The 14,382-nt window shown below is 36.0% G+C and carries 13 protein-coding genes; 7 read left to right on the plus strand and 6 right to left on the minus strand.

Annotation, left to right across the window (positions count from 1 at the left end):
* Positions 1 to 130 precede the first annotated feature (130 nt).
* The gene (locus tag AC3HD6_RS10470; protein ID WP_488896290.1) at positions 131 to 1,075 is read right to left on the minus strand and encodes an aldo/keto reductase; all 945 of its coding nucleotides are present in this window, start codon (positions 1,073 to 1,075) and stop codon (positions 131 to 133) included.
* Positions 1,076 to 1,503: 428 nt separating this feature from the next.
* The gene (locus AC3HD6_RS10475; RefSeq protein WP_488896291.1) at positions 1,504 to 3,315 is read right to left on the minus strand and encodes a hypothetical protein; all 1,812 of its coding nucleotides are present in this window, start codon (positions 3,313 to 3,315) and stop codon (positions 1,504 to 1,506) included.
* Positions 3,316 to 3,586: 271 nt separating this feature from the next.
* On the opposite strand from AC3HD6_RS10475, the gene AC3HD6_RS10480 reads away from it, so the two are divergent.
* From AC3HD6_RS10480 to AC3HD6_RS10505, 6 genes are all read left to right on the plus strand, one after another.
* Positions 3,587 to 4,609: a ligase-associated DNA damage response exonuclease gene (locus AC3HD6_RS10480; protein WP_488896292.1), complete on the plus strand. Its 1,023-nt coding sequence runs from the start codon at positions 3,587 to 3,589 to the stop codon at positions 4,607 to 4,609.
* Positions 4,606 to 6,186 carry an ATP-dependent DNA ligase gene (locus tag AC3HD6_RS10485; protein ID WP_488896293.1) on the plus strand — a complete coding sequence of 527 codons (1,581 nt, stop codon included), beginning with the start codon at positions 4,606 to 4,608 and terminating at the stop codon, positions 6,184 to 6,186. Before AC3HD6_RS10480 ends, AC3HD6_RS10485 begins: the two co-directional genes overlap by 4 nt.
* Before the next feature lie 2 nt (positions 6,187 to 6,188).
* Positions 6,189 to 8,639, plus strand: coding sequence for a ligase-associated DNA damage response DEXH box helicase (locus tag AC3HD6_RS10490; protein ID WP_488896294.1), 2,451 nt, complete (start codon positions 6,189 to 6,191; stop codon positions 8,637 to 8,639).
* Between the two features lie 124 nt (positions 8,640 to 8,763).
* Positions 8,764 to 9,375: a 2,3-bisphosphoglycerate-dependent phosphoglycerate mutase gene (locus tag AC3HD6_RS10495; protein WP_488896295.1), complete on the plus strand. Its 612-nt coding sequence runs from the start codon at positions 8,764 to 8,766 to the stop codon at positions 9,373 to 9,375.
* Positions 9,376 to 9,431: 56 nt separating this feature from the next.
* Complete coding sequence (gene pdeM / locus AC3HD6_RS10500) at positions 9,432 to 10,076, plus strand: ligase-associated DNA damage response endonuclease PdeM (RefSeq protein WP_488896296.1); 645 nt, start codon at positions 9,432 to 9,434, stop codon at positions 10,074 to 10,076.
* Between the two features lie 90 nt (positions 10,077 to 10,166).
* Positions 10,167 to 10,385, plus strand: a complete 219-nt coding sequence (locus AC3HD6_RS10505) for a hypothetical protein (protein ID WP_488896297.1) — start codon at positions 10,167 to 10,169, stop codon at positions 10,383 to 10,385.
* Between the two features lie 137 nt (positions 10,386 to 10,522).
* Here AC3HD6_RS10505 and AC3HD6_RS10510 read toward each other — a convergent pair whose 3' ends face one another.
* Both AC3HD6_RS10510 and AC3HD6_RS10515 read right to left on the minus strand, forming a co-directional pair.
* Positions 10,523 to 11,476 carry a nitrilase family protein gene (locus AC3HD6_RS10510; RefSeq protein WP_488896298.1) on the minus strand — a complete coding sequence of 318 codons (954 nt, stop codon included), beginning with the start codon at positions 11,474 to 11,476 and terminating at the stop codon, positions 10,523 to 10,525.
* Positions 11,477 to 11,539: 63 nt separating this feature from the next.
* A complete protein-coding gene (locus AC3HD6_RS10515; RefSeq protein ID WP_488896299.1) occupies positions 11,540 to 12,337 on the minus strand; it encodes a helix-turn-helix domain-containing protein in 798 nt (265 codons plus the stop codon).
* A 213-nt stretch (positions 12,338 to 12,550) separates the two neighbouring features.
* Here AC3HD6_RS10515 and AC3HD6_RS10520 point away from each other — a divergent pair, with 213 nt between their 5' ends.
* Entirely contained in the window at positions 12,551 to 13,057 is a 507-nt protein-coding gene (locus AC3HD6_RS10520; protein ID WP_488896300.1) for a pyridoxamine 5'-phosphate oxidase family protein, read from the plus strand.
* Positions 13,058 to 13,112: 55 nt separating this feature from the next.
* Here the strand turns inward: AC3HD6_RS10520 and AC3HD6_RS10525 are convergent, their stop codons facing one another.
* Entirely contained in the window at positions 13,113 to 13,346 is a 234-nt protein-coding gene (locus tag AC3HD6_RS10525) for a thioredoxin family protein (RefSeq protein WP_488896301.1), read from the minus strand.
* A gap of 9 nt (positions 13,347 to 13,355) precedes the next feature.
* A complete protein-coding gene (locus AC3HD6_RS10530) occupies positions 13,356 to 14,240 on the minus strand; it encodes a dihydrodipicolinate synthase family protein (protein ID WP_488896302.1) in 885 nt (294 codons plus the stop codon).
* Positions 14,241 to 14,382: the final 142 nt, after the last annotated feature.

Genomic DNA, 14,382 nt, shown 5'->3' on the forward strand with positions numbered 1-14,382 from the left:
AAATATACTTCTCAAACAGTTAGTAGTAACCTAAAATAACTAAAGTGTTAAAAAACTTTTGTATCTAAAATAAAATCCGTTCAAATATAATACTGAACGGATTTTTTAATCTAATAATGAAGTTTAGAAACTAGTTGCTCACTTTAGTAAGCAATTCGATATCTTCCTGATCTAACATAAGCTTCGGTGCATTGAATAACGTTTCAAGCTGCGAAGAACTTGTTGCACTTACAATAGGTGCTGTAATCAATGGGTTGGCTAACAGCCATGCTAAAGCTACTGTTCCCTGGTTGCTATGATGCTTTTCACTCACCTGATCCAATGCTTTTAAGACTTCCAAATCTTTTGGGTTTAAGTATTTTCTTACTCCTTCTCCTCTTGCACTTTTGGCAAGGTCTGCTTCATTACGGTATTTTCCGGTGAGGAAACCTGCTGCCAGCGACCAATATGGAAATACGCTCAGGTCAAATTGTTCTGCCAAAGGAGCATAGTTTTTCTCAAACCCTTCTCTTTCCAATAGATTATAATGGGGCTGTAATGCAACATATTTAGGCAGATTGTTCTTTTCGGATGCTTCAAAGGATGCTTTTAAACGTTCCGGGGAAAGATTAGATGCTGCAATATAACGCACTTTTCCGGCCTTAATGATTTCATCATAAGCAGAAAGTGTTTCTTCTACCGGAGTAGTTTGATCGTCAAAATGAGTATAATAAAGATCAATATGATCAGTTTGAAGTCTTTGCAGTGATTCATCCACTGATTTCAGGATATGTTTTTTACTGATATCGTAACCATGTTCTTTCGTTTCAGAACCTACTTTGGTCGCCAGAACAATATCCTTGCGGTTATTACGGCTTTTCATCCATTTTCCGATGATCTCTTCAGATTGTCCGCCTTTTCCGTTTACCCACCATGAATACGTATCTGCTGTATCTATAAAATTAAATCCAGCTTCTGTAAATTGGTCCAGTATATCAAAGGATTGTTTTTCGTCCAGCGTCCACCCAAAAACATTTCCTCCAAAATTAATAGGAGCTACTTCTAAATCAGTGTTTTTGATCTTTCTTTTTTCCATAAAAATAATTTTACTAAGTGAGATCTAAGGTAATGAATATTATACTGTATAACTATTCAAAATAGCCATACGATCTATAGCTATTATAAATGAAAAAGCCGATGATTCCTCATTTATTTTGTAGAGTGCTATAATAACAAAATAGTCTTATATAAGACTGTTTTGTTATAATTATTGGGTTAACGCAAAGGAGCAAGTTTTATTTGAGTTGCGTAATTTTTTTTACACAAGAATGTTTCGATTTTGTTTCAACAAGATAATTTCTATATTCATTTCCTTCTAATTCTATGTGACTATGTGGTTAAATTTTAAAACCACATAGAGACATAGAGTTATGTGTGTTAACACTAAATTAATAAAATAATTAGTTCATTCATTGGGGGTAGTTTTCAAATTATCTACATAACCCGTAAAATCTGTGATATAATCTACTGCTTTTCGGCTTGAGGAATTTCAAGTACCACAAGCATTTGTTTATATTCTTGAAGTTGATGATTAATTGTCTGTAATCCCTGTTTGAAGAATGCTGATGTATTAAAAAGATTCTGATAATACTCTACTCCTTCCAGCATATTCTTTTTGAACGCATTCCATTTCTTGGTTTGAGATTGAGTAATTTGTACAGAGGTATCGTTGATTTCCTTTTTCAGGTAGTCTACATACATTTTCAGTTCATTAATGAACATATTAGGACGGTTGTTATCAGGCAGAATATTGGTATTGCCATAAATATGTTTTACCATTTCCGAAAGAGAAACTTCTTTATCAAAAAAGGCAATATTGGGGCCCGGGCAGATGACAACACCCTGTTTTTCTCCTTTAATCTCTATTCCCTGCTCTATATAGGCGGCATTGACAAGTCCAACACACAGACAGGCTTTATCTGTAATTTCAGCTTTTTTCTTATCAAAATCTTCTGCAGAGAGAAACTCTTTTTGAAGATAAAGTTCACTAAGTTTAATATCCTGATATTTTTTGGAAGCGGTACAGGTTCCTTCGGGAGAATATTCTTTGCTTAATGCTAATAATTTCTTTGGACATGAGCTTCCATATCTTCCTTTAGATTCTTTCTGTCGTTTTAATAACTCGTTAGAAGTTCCTTTTATGGTATTGAAAGGCACTCCGAGAGGTGAAATCCTACTCAGGTAAAAATCTTTTTCTCTGGCATGTAAGAGAAGGTTTCTGGTTTCGGTATCTACAGAAGTAGCTTCAGGAACCAATAAAAAAGGAGAACCCCATCCCACACTGTCTACATCATAATTGGACAGTAAAAACTCATGCTCTTCAGAAGTTCCTACTCCACCCTGTACCGTAATTTTCATTTCTAAAGGCTGGGAAACAATCGGTTTGCCTTTTTGTTCTAAAGCATTTATCATTAAGGAATGAGCAGACTGAATCAGGTCATTCTTTTTCTGTCTGAATTCTTCCATGATAGGTCCCAGCAGCATTCCCTCTGTAGCAAACGCATGACCGCCGCAATTCAATCCGGATTCTATTCTGTATTCTGAAACCCACAACCCTTTTTTAGCCAGAAAGTTCCCCTGGATCATAGCAGAACGGAAATCGCTTACCTTAAGAATAATTTTCTTTTTCAACGTTCCGTTTTCATCCGGAAAAAAGTCATCAAATTCTTCCATATAACTGTACAGACGCGGATTCATTCCGGCAGAAAGAACCATAGAAGAAGATAACTTACTCTTTGCAAATCCGCGGAGTGAAGCGTGGGCATCATTATACATGACAGGAAGCTGCTCATTCTTTTTATAGTTGTCTTTATCAACTTTGGTCATGATATTCACATCAATACTTCCCGGGATCAGATTGGCTTCAATAAAATTTTTGATGCTCTCACTCCAGTTGTCTTTTTGGCTGATTATGTTTTGAAGACTGTTCTTCAGATCTGAAGTGTTGGGTAACATGGCTATGAAATCTTTCAGAGCCTCTTTATTTTTACTGATTTCCTGTTTGAAAGATTCGAATTTTTCATTCACGATATCATCTACCATGTCCAGATAAGCAGTAATTCTTTTGGCTCTGTAATCCTCTGTTTTTGTTGGAATTCTTAAATAATCCAGATTAAACTTCTGGTTATAAAAGTTCTTCATTTTTTCCAGAATTTCATCATCAATGATGGAAATCACAGAAGAAATTCCATATTGTGCAACGCGGATCGGGCTGTCTATGGTGTAAGCCAATCCCATCACAGGAATATGGAAATTGTGTAACGGTTTAGTTGTCATTATGTTTCAATAAAAATTCTTTATTTAATGCAACTAAAAATTCTTTCAACTAATTCACTGCCTAAAAGTATTGTTTTTTTAATTAATTATGCATTAAATAATATCTGTAATATTGAAAATATGCTAAAAGTCATCTGATGCATTAAAACAGGTTTAGAAATTCATGATCCTTTGTATTATCCAACAATCAAGTCTTGAATTATAATAAAATTAATAGTTTATTGTAAATTGGTTAAGTTTTTGAAGTACTTTATACAAACCTATCACACCATTGAAGCTAATCACATTTACCAAAAAAGGAATTTATTGTCCACAGGGAAAATTCTATATTGATCCCTGGAGGCCTGTGGATATGGCTATTATTACACACGGACATGCCGATCATGCCCGCTGGGGAATGAAAAAATACCTTTGTCATCATTTTACAAAACCTATTTTATACCAAAGAATTGGAGTGGATATTGAGTGCCAGAGTGTAGAATATGGAGAAAAGATCAATATGAATGGTGTTCAGGTTTCATTACATCCTGCCGGACATATCATTGGTTCTGCCCAGATACGATTAGAATATAAAGGATTTGTAACGGTCATTTCAGGGGATTATAAAGTGCAGGATGATCATCTCAGTACCCCTTTTGAATTGGTAAGGTGCAATGAATTTGTTACAGAAAGTACTTTTGGATTACCCATTTATAATTGGCTGGAAGTAGATGATCTTAATAAAAAACTTCAGAATTGGGTATTAAAGAACCAGGAAAACAATAAAACTTCAGTGTTTATCGGATATTCGCTTGGGAAAGCTCAGCGAATTATGAAGGCTGTGGAGGGATTAAGCAAAATATATGTTCACTACTCTATCGGAAAGCTTAATGAGGCTTTTGAAGCTGTAGGAATTGATCTTCCGGAATACACCATTGCGGATTTCAGAGAACATCCGAAAGATACAGAACATAAAATCGTTATTGTTCCCCCCGCTTTACTCGACAGTAATGTGATCAAAAAAATTCCTGATCCGGCCACAGCAATATGCTCCGGATGGATGCAGGTTCGGGGAGCAAGGCGATGGCGAAGTGCGGATGCAGGATTTGCGATGAGCGATCATGCCGATTGGAAGGGGTTATTGCAAACTGTAAAAGCAACAGAAGCAGAACTGGTGCATGTTACCCATGGGCAGACGGAAATCTTTTCAAAGTATCTGAATGAAATCGGAATCAAGGCAGACGTCATAGAAACCCTGTTCGGAGAGGATGAAGAAGTATCAGAAAAAGAAACCATCGAAAATCCGGAATCATGAGACATTTTGCAGATCTTATCAATGCCTTGGAAACAACCAATAAGACCAATGCTAAAATCGATGCTATTATTGATTATCTGGAGCGTGCTCCGGATGATGACAAAGTCTGGTTTATTGCTTTGTTTACAGGAAAAAGGCCTAAACGAAATGTCAATACCAATTTGATGAAAGAATGGGCACTGGAACTTACAGGACTTCCCTACTGGCTTTTTCAGGAAAGCTATTCTTCGGTTGGAGATCTTGGCGAAACATTATCATTGGTTCTTCCGCCGCCACAAGAGAAAATCGAACAGAGCCTCTCCCAATGGATGAACGATATTGTTAATTTAAAAGATAAAAAAGACTCAGAAAAGAAAGCATTTGTTCTCCATTCCTGGAATGGTTTGGATTATACGGAACGATTGATTTTCAATAAATTAATCGGCGGAAGTTTTAGGATCGGAGTTTCAGCTAAAACGCTGATTAATGCCTTGACCAAGTTCTCCGGACAGGAAGCAAGCGTATTGATGCACAGTTTAATGGGGAAATGGATGCCTGATGAAGTCTCCTTCGAAGAATTAATCTCTGCAGAGAATGTAAATCCTGATAATTCTAAACCCTATCCTTTCTGTTTAGCCTATCCTCTGGAAAAAAATCTTGATGAATTGGGACAGCCTGATGAATGGCTGGTAGAATATAAATGGGATGGCATACGGGGACAGATCATCAGAAGGAACGATGAAGTTTTTATCTGGTCAAGAGGTGAAGAACTCATTACGGAGCAATTTCCTGAGATTACACAAGTAGTAAAAGCCATGAAAGGAAACTTTGTTTTAGATGGAGAAATACTTGCGGTAAAGGATGGGAATGTTTTAAATTTTAATGAATTACAAAAAAGATTAAATAGAAAAACTTTAACTAAAAAAATGCTTACAGAAATTCCAATAGAAGTATTTGCCTATGATCTATTGGAACTTGAGAATACTGATTTGAGGGAAAAACCGGTTTCAGCCAGAAGAGCGATGCTGGAGGAATTATTATTAAATGAAAATCCTCAAAACATAAAAATTTCCCAAATGATAAATTTTGAAAAATGGGAAGAGCTAAATGAGATCCGGGACAATTCAAGAGCTATAAACAGCGAAGGATTGATGCTTAAACAACAAAACTCCCCTTATCATTCCGGCAGAAAAAAAGGTGACTGGTGGAAATGGAAGATCAATCCTTTTACCATTGATGCAGTATTGATTTATGCTCAGAAAGGGAGTGGCAGACGAAGTGCTTATTATACAGATTATACATTTGCTGTAAAAAATGAAGATAAGCTGGTGACCATTGCCAAAGCCTATTCAGGATTAACAGATAAAGAAATCATGGAGGTAAGCAAGTTTGTGAATAAAAATGCCATTGAAAAATTTGGCCCTGTACGAACGGTAAAAGCAGAGCTTGTTTTTGAGATTGCCTTTGAAGGGATTGGGTTCAGTAACCGCCATAAAAGTGGCGTTGCCCTTCGATTTCCAAGAATTGTAAGATGGCGGAAAGATAAAACGGTAGACGAGATTGATACCTTGGAAGAAATTAAAAAATTAATACAATAAACATGGCTGCCTTTGAACATACCAACGGATTTACCATCATTCAGCAATGGATGAAGGATAAAGACATTTCCCCTTTTAAGTTTCAGACAGATACCTGGCGGAAATTCGGAAGCGGATATAGCGGCATGGTAGTAGCGCCTACAGGATTTGGAAAAACTTTTTCTGTTTTTTTAGCATTAATCTCAGATTTTTTAAACCATCCTGAAAATTATAAAAAAGGACTAAAAATGATCTGGATTACTCCGCTGAGATCTCTATCCAAAGATATTGCTAAAGCGATGCAGGAAGCCATGGATGAAATCGGTTTAGATTGGGTAGTTGGGGTAAGAAACGGAGATACGGATCCTAAGGTACGACAGCAGCAGATAAAAAAAATGCCTGAAATTTTGGTGGTAACCCCTGAAAGTTTACATCTCCTGCTGGCTCAGAAAAATCATGAAAATTTTTTCCGGGAAATGAAATGTGTTGTGGTAGATGAATGGCATGAATTGTTAGGCTCAAAACGCGGTGTCATGGTAGAGCTCGGAATATCTCAGCTTAGAAAATATGTTCCTAAATTACAGATCTGGGGTATTACAGCTACAATTGGAAATCTGGATGAAGCCATGGAGATTTTAATTCCTTATGATATAAAAAAAACAAAAATAACAGCCAAAGAACATAAGAAGATCGATATTATTCCTGTCTTCCCTAATGAAGTGGAAATATTACCCTGGGCAGGCCATCTAGGCCATAAGCTTGCAGATAAAGTAGTTCCCATCATTCTTGAATCGAAATCTACCATTGTTTTTACCAATACCCGAAGTCAGAGCGAAATGTGGTATCAGCTGCTTTTAGATGCCTACCCTGATTTTGCAGGGCAAATTGCTATTCACCACAGTTCCATTGATGCCCATCTGAGAATCTGGATTGAAGAAAATCTGAGCTCAGGAAAACTAAAAGCTGTAGTTTCAACTTCATCATTAGACCTCGGAATAGATTTCAAACCTGTTGATACAGTAATTCAAATTGGCTCTGCAAAAGGAGTGGCTAGATTTCTTCAAAGAGCAGGTCGTAGTGGGCACTCTCCTTTCGAAACATCTAAGATTTATTGTGTTCCCACCCACTCTTTAGAATTAATAGAGGTTTCAGCTTTAAAAGAAGCTGTAAAACAAAAAGTAGTGGAGCCCAGAGAGCCTCAAGTATTATGTTTTGATGTTTTGGTTCAATTCCTCATGACTCTGGCTGTTGGAAATGGCTTTTATCCTGATGAAACTTATGAAAGAATTAAAAAAGTATATGCTTTTCAGGAAATCATGGATGAAGAATGGAAAAGTATTCTTGAATTTTTGACCATTGGCGGAAGTGTTTTAAAAAACTATGAGGAATTTCATAAAATTGTCATCATGGAAGATGGCTTGTATAAAGTAACTTCCCGAAAAATTGCCATGCTTCACCGAATGAATATGGGCGTGATTGTAAGCGATGCCATGCTTAAAGTAAAATTTATTTCCGGTGGTTATGTGGGAATGATTGAAGAATATTTTATTTCCAAACTTAAAAAAGAAGAAAAATTTATTCTGGCTGGTCGAACGTTGGAAGTTGCTATGATTAAGGATATGACGGTCTATGTAAGAGCTGCCAAGGGAAAAGCCCTGGTTCCAAGTTATCTTGGTGGAAGATTACCATTAAGTTCCAATCTAGGGCATTTTTTAAGAGAAAAACTTTCACATGCCTTAAGCCCTAAAGCTTCGGAAAAAGAACTTAAATTTCTGCATCCGCTATTGATTAATCAGGAAGAGAATTCTCACATTCCACAGGAAAATGAATTTCTGGTGGAAATGATCAAAAACCGCGAAGGATATCACTTGTTTATGTATCCTTTTGAAGGCCGTCTGGTACATGAAGTAATGGCCGCGTTAATTGCCTTTCGGATTTCAAAACTGGCTCCTATTTCCTTTTCAATGGCAATGAACGACTATGGATTTGAGCTGTTCAGTGATAAAGAAATTCCATTGAATGAAGAAAATTTACAGCAGATATTGACCAGGGATAATCTGATGAACGATGTGATTGCCAGCATCAATTCTGCAGAAATGGCAAGACGGAAATTCAGAGATATTGCAGTGATCTCCGGAATGGTGATTCAAAATTATGCCGGTCAGCAGCGCTCCAATAAATCGTTGCAAAGTTCAGCCGGGCTCATTTTTAAAGTTTTGGAAGATCATGATTCCAACCACTTTTTAATCAAACAGGCCTATACAGAAGTCTTTAATATGCAGCTTCAGGAACAACGGCTCGTAGAAGCTTTTAAAAGGATTGAAAAATCTACGATTATTTTAAAACATTCCCGCTCCTTTACGCCTTTAAGCTTTCCTATTAAGGTAGATAGTTTGAGGCAGACTCTTTCCAGTGAAGGATTGGATGCAAGAATTAAAAGAATGCTGAAACTTTCCAATATAGCAGACATTTGATATCATTTACGCATAATTTAATCGTATTGTTGGCCAAATATTCTGACAGAATTTCCTTGATAAGTTTAAATATTCGCCGTACCTTAGAGTATAGCTACCAAAAAGCTAAAATAAAAAATACATAATGGCAAAATTGTTTTTAGTCCGTCACGGACAGTCACTCTGGAATCTTGAAAACAGATTTACAGGATGGCAGGATATCGATATTACAGAAACAGGAATTGAAGAAGCAAAAAATGCAGGAATTGCCTTAAAAAAAGAAAAAATAGACATTGCCTTTACTTCAGTTTTGCTAAGAGCTAAACATACCCTTACCATTATTCTTGATGAAATTGGAAAGCCCAATATTCCTATTGTGATGGATAAAGCCTTGAATGAACGCTCTTATGGAAACCTGGAAGGCCTTAATAAAGCAGAAACTGCCCTGAAATATGGAGAAGAGCAGGTTCATATCTGGCGCAGATCTTTTGATGTAGTTCCACCTGGTGGAGAAAGCCTTAAAGATACTTACAACAGGGTTATTCCCTATTTTGAAAAAGAAATTACTCCTTTATTGAAACAAGGCGAAAATGTATTAATTGTTGCTCATGGAAACAGCCTTCGCGCCCTTATCATGTACCTGGAACATTTATCTCCTGAAGAAATTCTGGAAAGGGAAATTGCTACAGGAGTTCCAATCACTTATATTTTTGATGAAAAATTTCATGTAAGCAGAAGAGAGAATAATTATTATTAAAACAATCTTTTGTAAGAAAACTTAAACGTTACCCCAAAATCTTTACCTAATCCACTGTGTATATTATCACTAAAGAAATTACCATTCAAAATGAAGTTTTTACGCTGACAAACCAGCGCGCACTGTTTCTGAAAAAGGAAAAAGCTGTAATACTTTCCGATCTTCATATCGGAAAAACTGCTCATTTCCGGAAAAATGGTATTGCAATCGCTAACCATATCATGAAAAGTGACCTTGGAAGACTGTCTGCATTAATTGAGTACTTTCAGCCAGAAAAATTGATTGTAGTGGGTGACCTGCTTCACGCCGGTGACAATTCTGATGTGGATGAGTTCTGCCAATGGAGAAATCAATATCCTGATTTGAAGTTTTATCTTATTGAGGGAAACCACGACCGTATTTCAGAGCCTTTGGAGAAAAAGCTTTGTCTTGATTTTAAAGCATTCTTATTGGAACTGGGAGCCTTTACGCTGATTCATGATTTTGATAAAGAAAGACAAAGTTTTCAGATCACTGGCCATATTCATCCCGGAATTGTTTTAAATTCTGCTGTGAAAAGCATCAGGCTTCCCTGTTTTGCATTAAGTGAAAACCAATTGTTACTTCCGGCATTCAGTGAATTTACAGGATTGGATACAAAGAATCTCCCTAAGAAAAGCAAGTTTTTTGTGTTTACAGGTGATGGGATTTATGAGGTTTGAGGTTTTTAATTTTAAAATAAAAATATAAAATACATAGCAGGAGATCACCTGTTAATTACTATTTTTACACCTTAATGTAAAACAATTACCATGAAAAAACTAATTATTTTAGCGGCAAGTGCTGCTATCGTATTTACACTTAATTCCTGTACTTCTGAACGAGATGAAGATCTTACTCCTAAAAATGATGCAAATTTCAGTAAACAAGGGCTAAAAATAGAATCATCTGCTTCTAAACTTACACCACCCATTCAAGGTGATAATCCAGATGAGACCATTGATCCAACAAAACCAGACAGACCTAGATAATAGAATCATATCATTAGCTTAGTCAAATCAACTTGTTGATGCTTCAAATTAAAAAATACAAGGGCAGACCCATAATCTGCCCTTATATTTTTGATCATTCATTGCTATTATACAAATGACCAATGAATAATTATAGGTTAATTGTTTTTCTCATCCAGCCACACCACTTTTTGCACAGAAGAATGTTCTTTCCCTATAATATCTCTGTAAAGTTCCGGTCTTCTTGCTTTTAAATACCGGTAACCACCAGCCTGCGTGAGCTTTTCAGGAATAATAACAGCAGATGCAAAGCTGTCTTCAAATGATTGACATTCTGCAATAATATCCCCAAAAGGGTCAATAATCATAGAACATCCATTTTTAAGCTGGTCATCATCCATTCCGATAGGATTTGAGAAAATGATATACGCTGCATTGTCGTAAGCCCTGGCAGGAAGCCATTTCATCAGCCAGTCTCTTCCTTTCATTCCGCTAAATTCAAGACGTAAAGAAGTAGGATCATCTACCCTTTTTTCCCAAAGCTGAGGATCTACAAAACCTGCTCCTGGTCTTGTGGAAGGTGTACACATCGTAACATGAGGCATGAAAATAATATCTGCACCAAGCAATTTGGTCGCCCTTACATTTTCAATAATATTATTGTCGTAGCAGATCAAAATACCACATTTCCAACCATGAATTTCAAATACACAATATTCATTACCCGGAGTAAGATGGGGATTGATAAAGGGATGCAATTTTCTATATTTTGCCTTCAATCCTGTTTTATCTACACATACATAAGCTTTAAAAAGATTATTATTTTCATCCTTTTCAAAAAGACCTGCCAAAATTGTAATATTATACCGACCAGCGATCTGTTGTAGTCTTTGAATACTTTCCCCATAAGGAATAAGCTCTGCAATATCCAAAAGCTGCTCTCTGGAAAGTTTTCGGGCAAAAGTATATCCTGTGATGGAACATTCGTGAAAAGCAATCACATCAGAACCTTTGGAAGCAGCCTGTTGGGCCAGTTTTTCTATGACAGACAAATTATACTCTTTATCCCCGCTTTTATTTTCAAATTGTGCCGTTGAGATTTTAATATTCATAATTTTTTTCAACAAATCTATGACAGCCTGTTAAAGAAAAATTGTATAAAACCGACATAGAAATTACAGTTCAATAAAGTTAACAGCCATTTTATTTTCCGTATTGGCATATTGTCTGGGAGTAAGTCCTACATTCTTTTTGAACTCCCGGATCAGGTGAGATTGATCGGAGTAGCCTGCATGATAGGAAAGCAAAGTCATGTTTTGATCTTTATTCTCCTGTTTCATAAGACTTAAAAAATAATGAAGCCGGATAATATTGCTGTATGTTTTAGGAGAGATACCCATATAGCTTTCAAATTTTCTTTCCAGGTGGCGTTCAGAATATCCTGTGAATTTTTCCAGATCCTTTGAGAGTACTGTACCCTTGTTCTGAAGGATATACTGTTGAACTGCTGCTATAAACTGGTATTCAGTATCAATTTTTTCAGATAGAAATTTCGTGAAAAATAGATTCAGATCATTGATGATTACCAAAGGATCTGTTTTGTAAAAAAGCTTCTCCTGAAAGGGCTGCAATGCATCTTTCAATACATCTTCAACAGAAATAATCTGGTTTTTAGCCTCTTTCGCAGAGGTTTTCAGAAGAATATTTAAAAAGTAAGGCTGAAAAATAACGGCAATAAAAGAGAATGTATCTTTTGAATAAAAATCTTTATAAGTATTCAAAGCTCCATAAAAAAAAGAAAAAGGCATTGGTTCCCCGGAAAGATGAGAGTGTAAACGCATATTAGCAGATAAAATTAACCCGGTACTGCCATCAGTGAATAATCTGACGTTCTTGAAATCCTTTTCATTGTTTTCCAAAAAGATATAATGCCGGATAAAAGGTGCCAGGTGTTTTGGCGGTGAAATCTGCATATTCAAATGTACATAAAATTTCGCCACAAAACGGCTCCGATTTCACAGATTTTTATCCGTTTCTTATTGGCATTTTCTAACAATCATATGAAAATTTTAAATAGAGATACCACACTTTCTGCCTATTTGGTCAGGTATTTGAATATTTCAATAAAATTAATTCTAGCTTCTGTAGAATTATTACGATTCAACCAATCATTTAAATATTATATTATGTCTACACAAAATCTTACCCATCTCGAAGCGATCAAAAAGATCAAAGAACTGTCAGAAAATGCAAAAATATGTATGTTCTGTACAGAATTGGAAACAGTACCTGTCAACTCAAGACCTATGACTTTACAAGAGACAGATGACAGCGGAAACCTTTGGTTTATCAGCAGTGGAACCAGCAATAAAAATTTTGAAATAAAAGAAGACCGGAGAGTTCAGCTATTTTTCATGAATAATAGTGATTCCCAATATCTTTCTGTATATGGAAAAGCTTCTGTTTATAAAGATAAGACCACTATAGAAGAAAAATGGTCTCCCCTTGCAAAAGCCTGGTTTGACGGAAAAGATGATCCCAATGTTACGATTATCCGTGTAGAACCTAAAGAAACTTATTATTGGGACACCAAAGCTGGAAAACTAGTCAGTCTCTTTAGCTTTGTTGCATCAGCAATAACAGGTCATAAAACGAATAATGCTGATGGTGTTGAAGGTAATGCTATCATTTAAAAAAGGTAAAAAACGGCTCAAGCAATTGAGCCGTTGATACAAGATTAATAATATGCTAATTTTTCACATCCTCTATAGATGCTCCAAAGTTAATATGAAGAACGTTCCCGCTAGGTGTTACTAAAGCAGGTACAGACTTTACCCCTGCCTTTTCAGCATCTTCAATTTTATTTTTTTCATTACCCAGATGGATAATTTCAACATTCTGCAACCCTATAAGGCTGACAATATCATGTTCTGCACTGATGCATACAGGACATCCTGCGTGATAAAAAATGGACTTTTTCATGAGATGTTATTAATTAATAAGGGTTTGAATAATGTTTTTTAATTCTTCAGTTTCTTTTTCATGCAAAGGTTTTAAAGGACTTCTCAAATTTCCGCCATCTTCGCCCAGAATATTCAGACCTGATTTCACAGCTCTTGGTAATCCTTTATTGACAATGAATTTTAAAAGATCAAACTGTCGATAGAAAATAGTTTTTGCTTTCTCTAAATTCCCTTCTTCAACCGCATTGTAAAGACTGATAGTAAGTTCAGGAATAAGATTAGGTGCAGCAGTACACCAGCCTCTTGCCCCAGCAGAAAATGCAGCCAAAGCTAAAGGGTTTGAGCCATTATAAAAAGCGACTTCTTCTCCCAGTTCTCTTCTTAGATAATGCATTCTCTGAATATCTCCTGTACTTTCTTTAATCATGGTTACATTAGGTATTTCAAGCAGTCTTTTTAAGAGAGACGGTGACATATCTACTCCACTTGTTGCCGGATTATTATAAGCCATAATTGGAATAGAAATTTTACGCGCTACGGCATCATAATGTTCCACAATTTCGTCATCTGTGAGTTTCCAGTAGCTCATTGGAATGATCATTACAGCATCTGCTCCTGCTTTCTCTGCAAATTGAGCATGATGAATCGTTTTCTCAGTGGTAAGATTGGAAACCCCTACAAGAGTTGGGATTCTTCCCTTTACTTGCTGTAATGTGGCTTCTGTAACTTCCTCCTTTTCTTCATCAGACAGATAAGGCATTACCCCTGTACTTCCCAAAGGAGCAATACCGTGACTTCCAGAAGTAATCAGCCTTTCTACCAGGTGTTTGAAAAGAGGGATATCTACTTTTTCATTTTCATCAAAAGGTGTTATGGGATAGGATATTATCCCTTTAAATGGTACGTTTTTCATGTTTTATTGGGTTAAAAATTTAAAATAATTTTTAGTAAAAATTGTAAACCATTAATAGTGATTTATATTAAAGTAAAATTTCACTTTGAAAAAGAAAATCATATCCATGATCAATAAAATCAGATTAATGGCTTAAACCATG

The organism is Chryseobacterium sp. II3a (assembly GCF_057815135.1).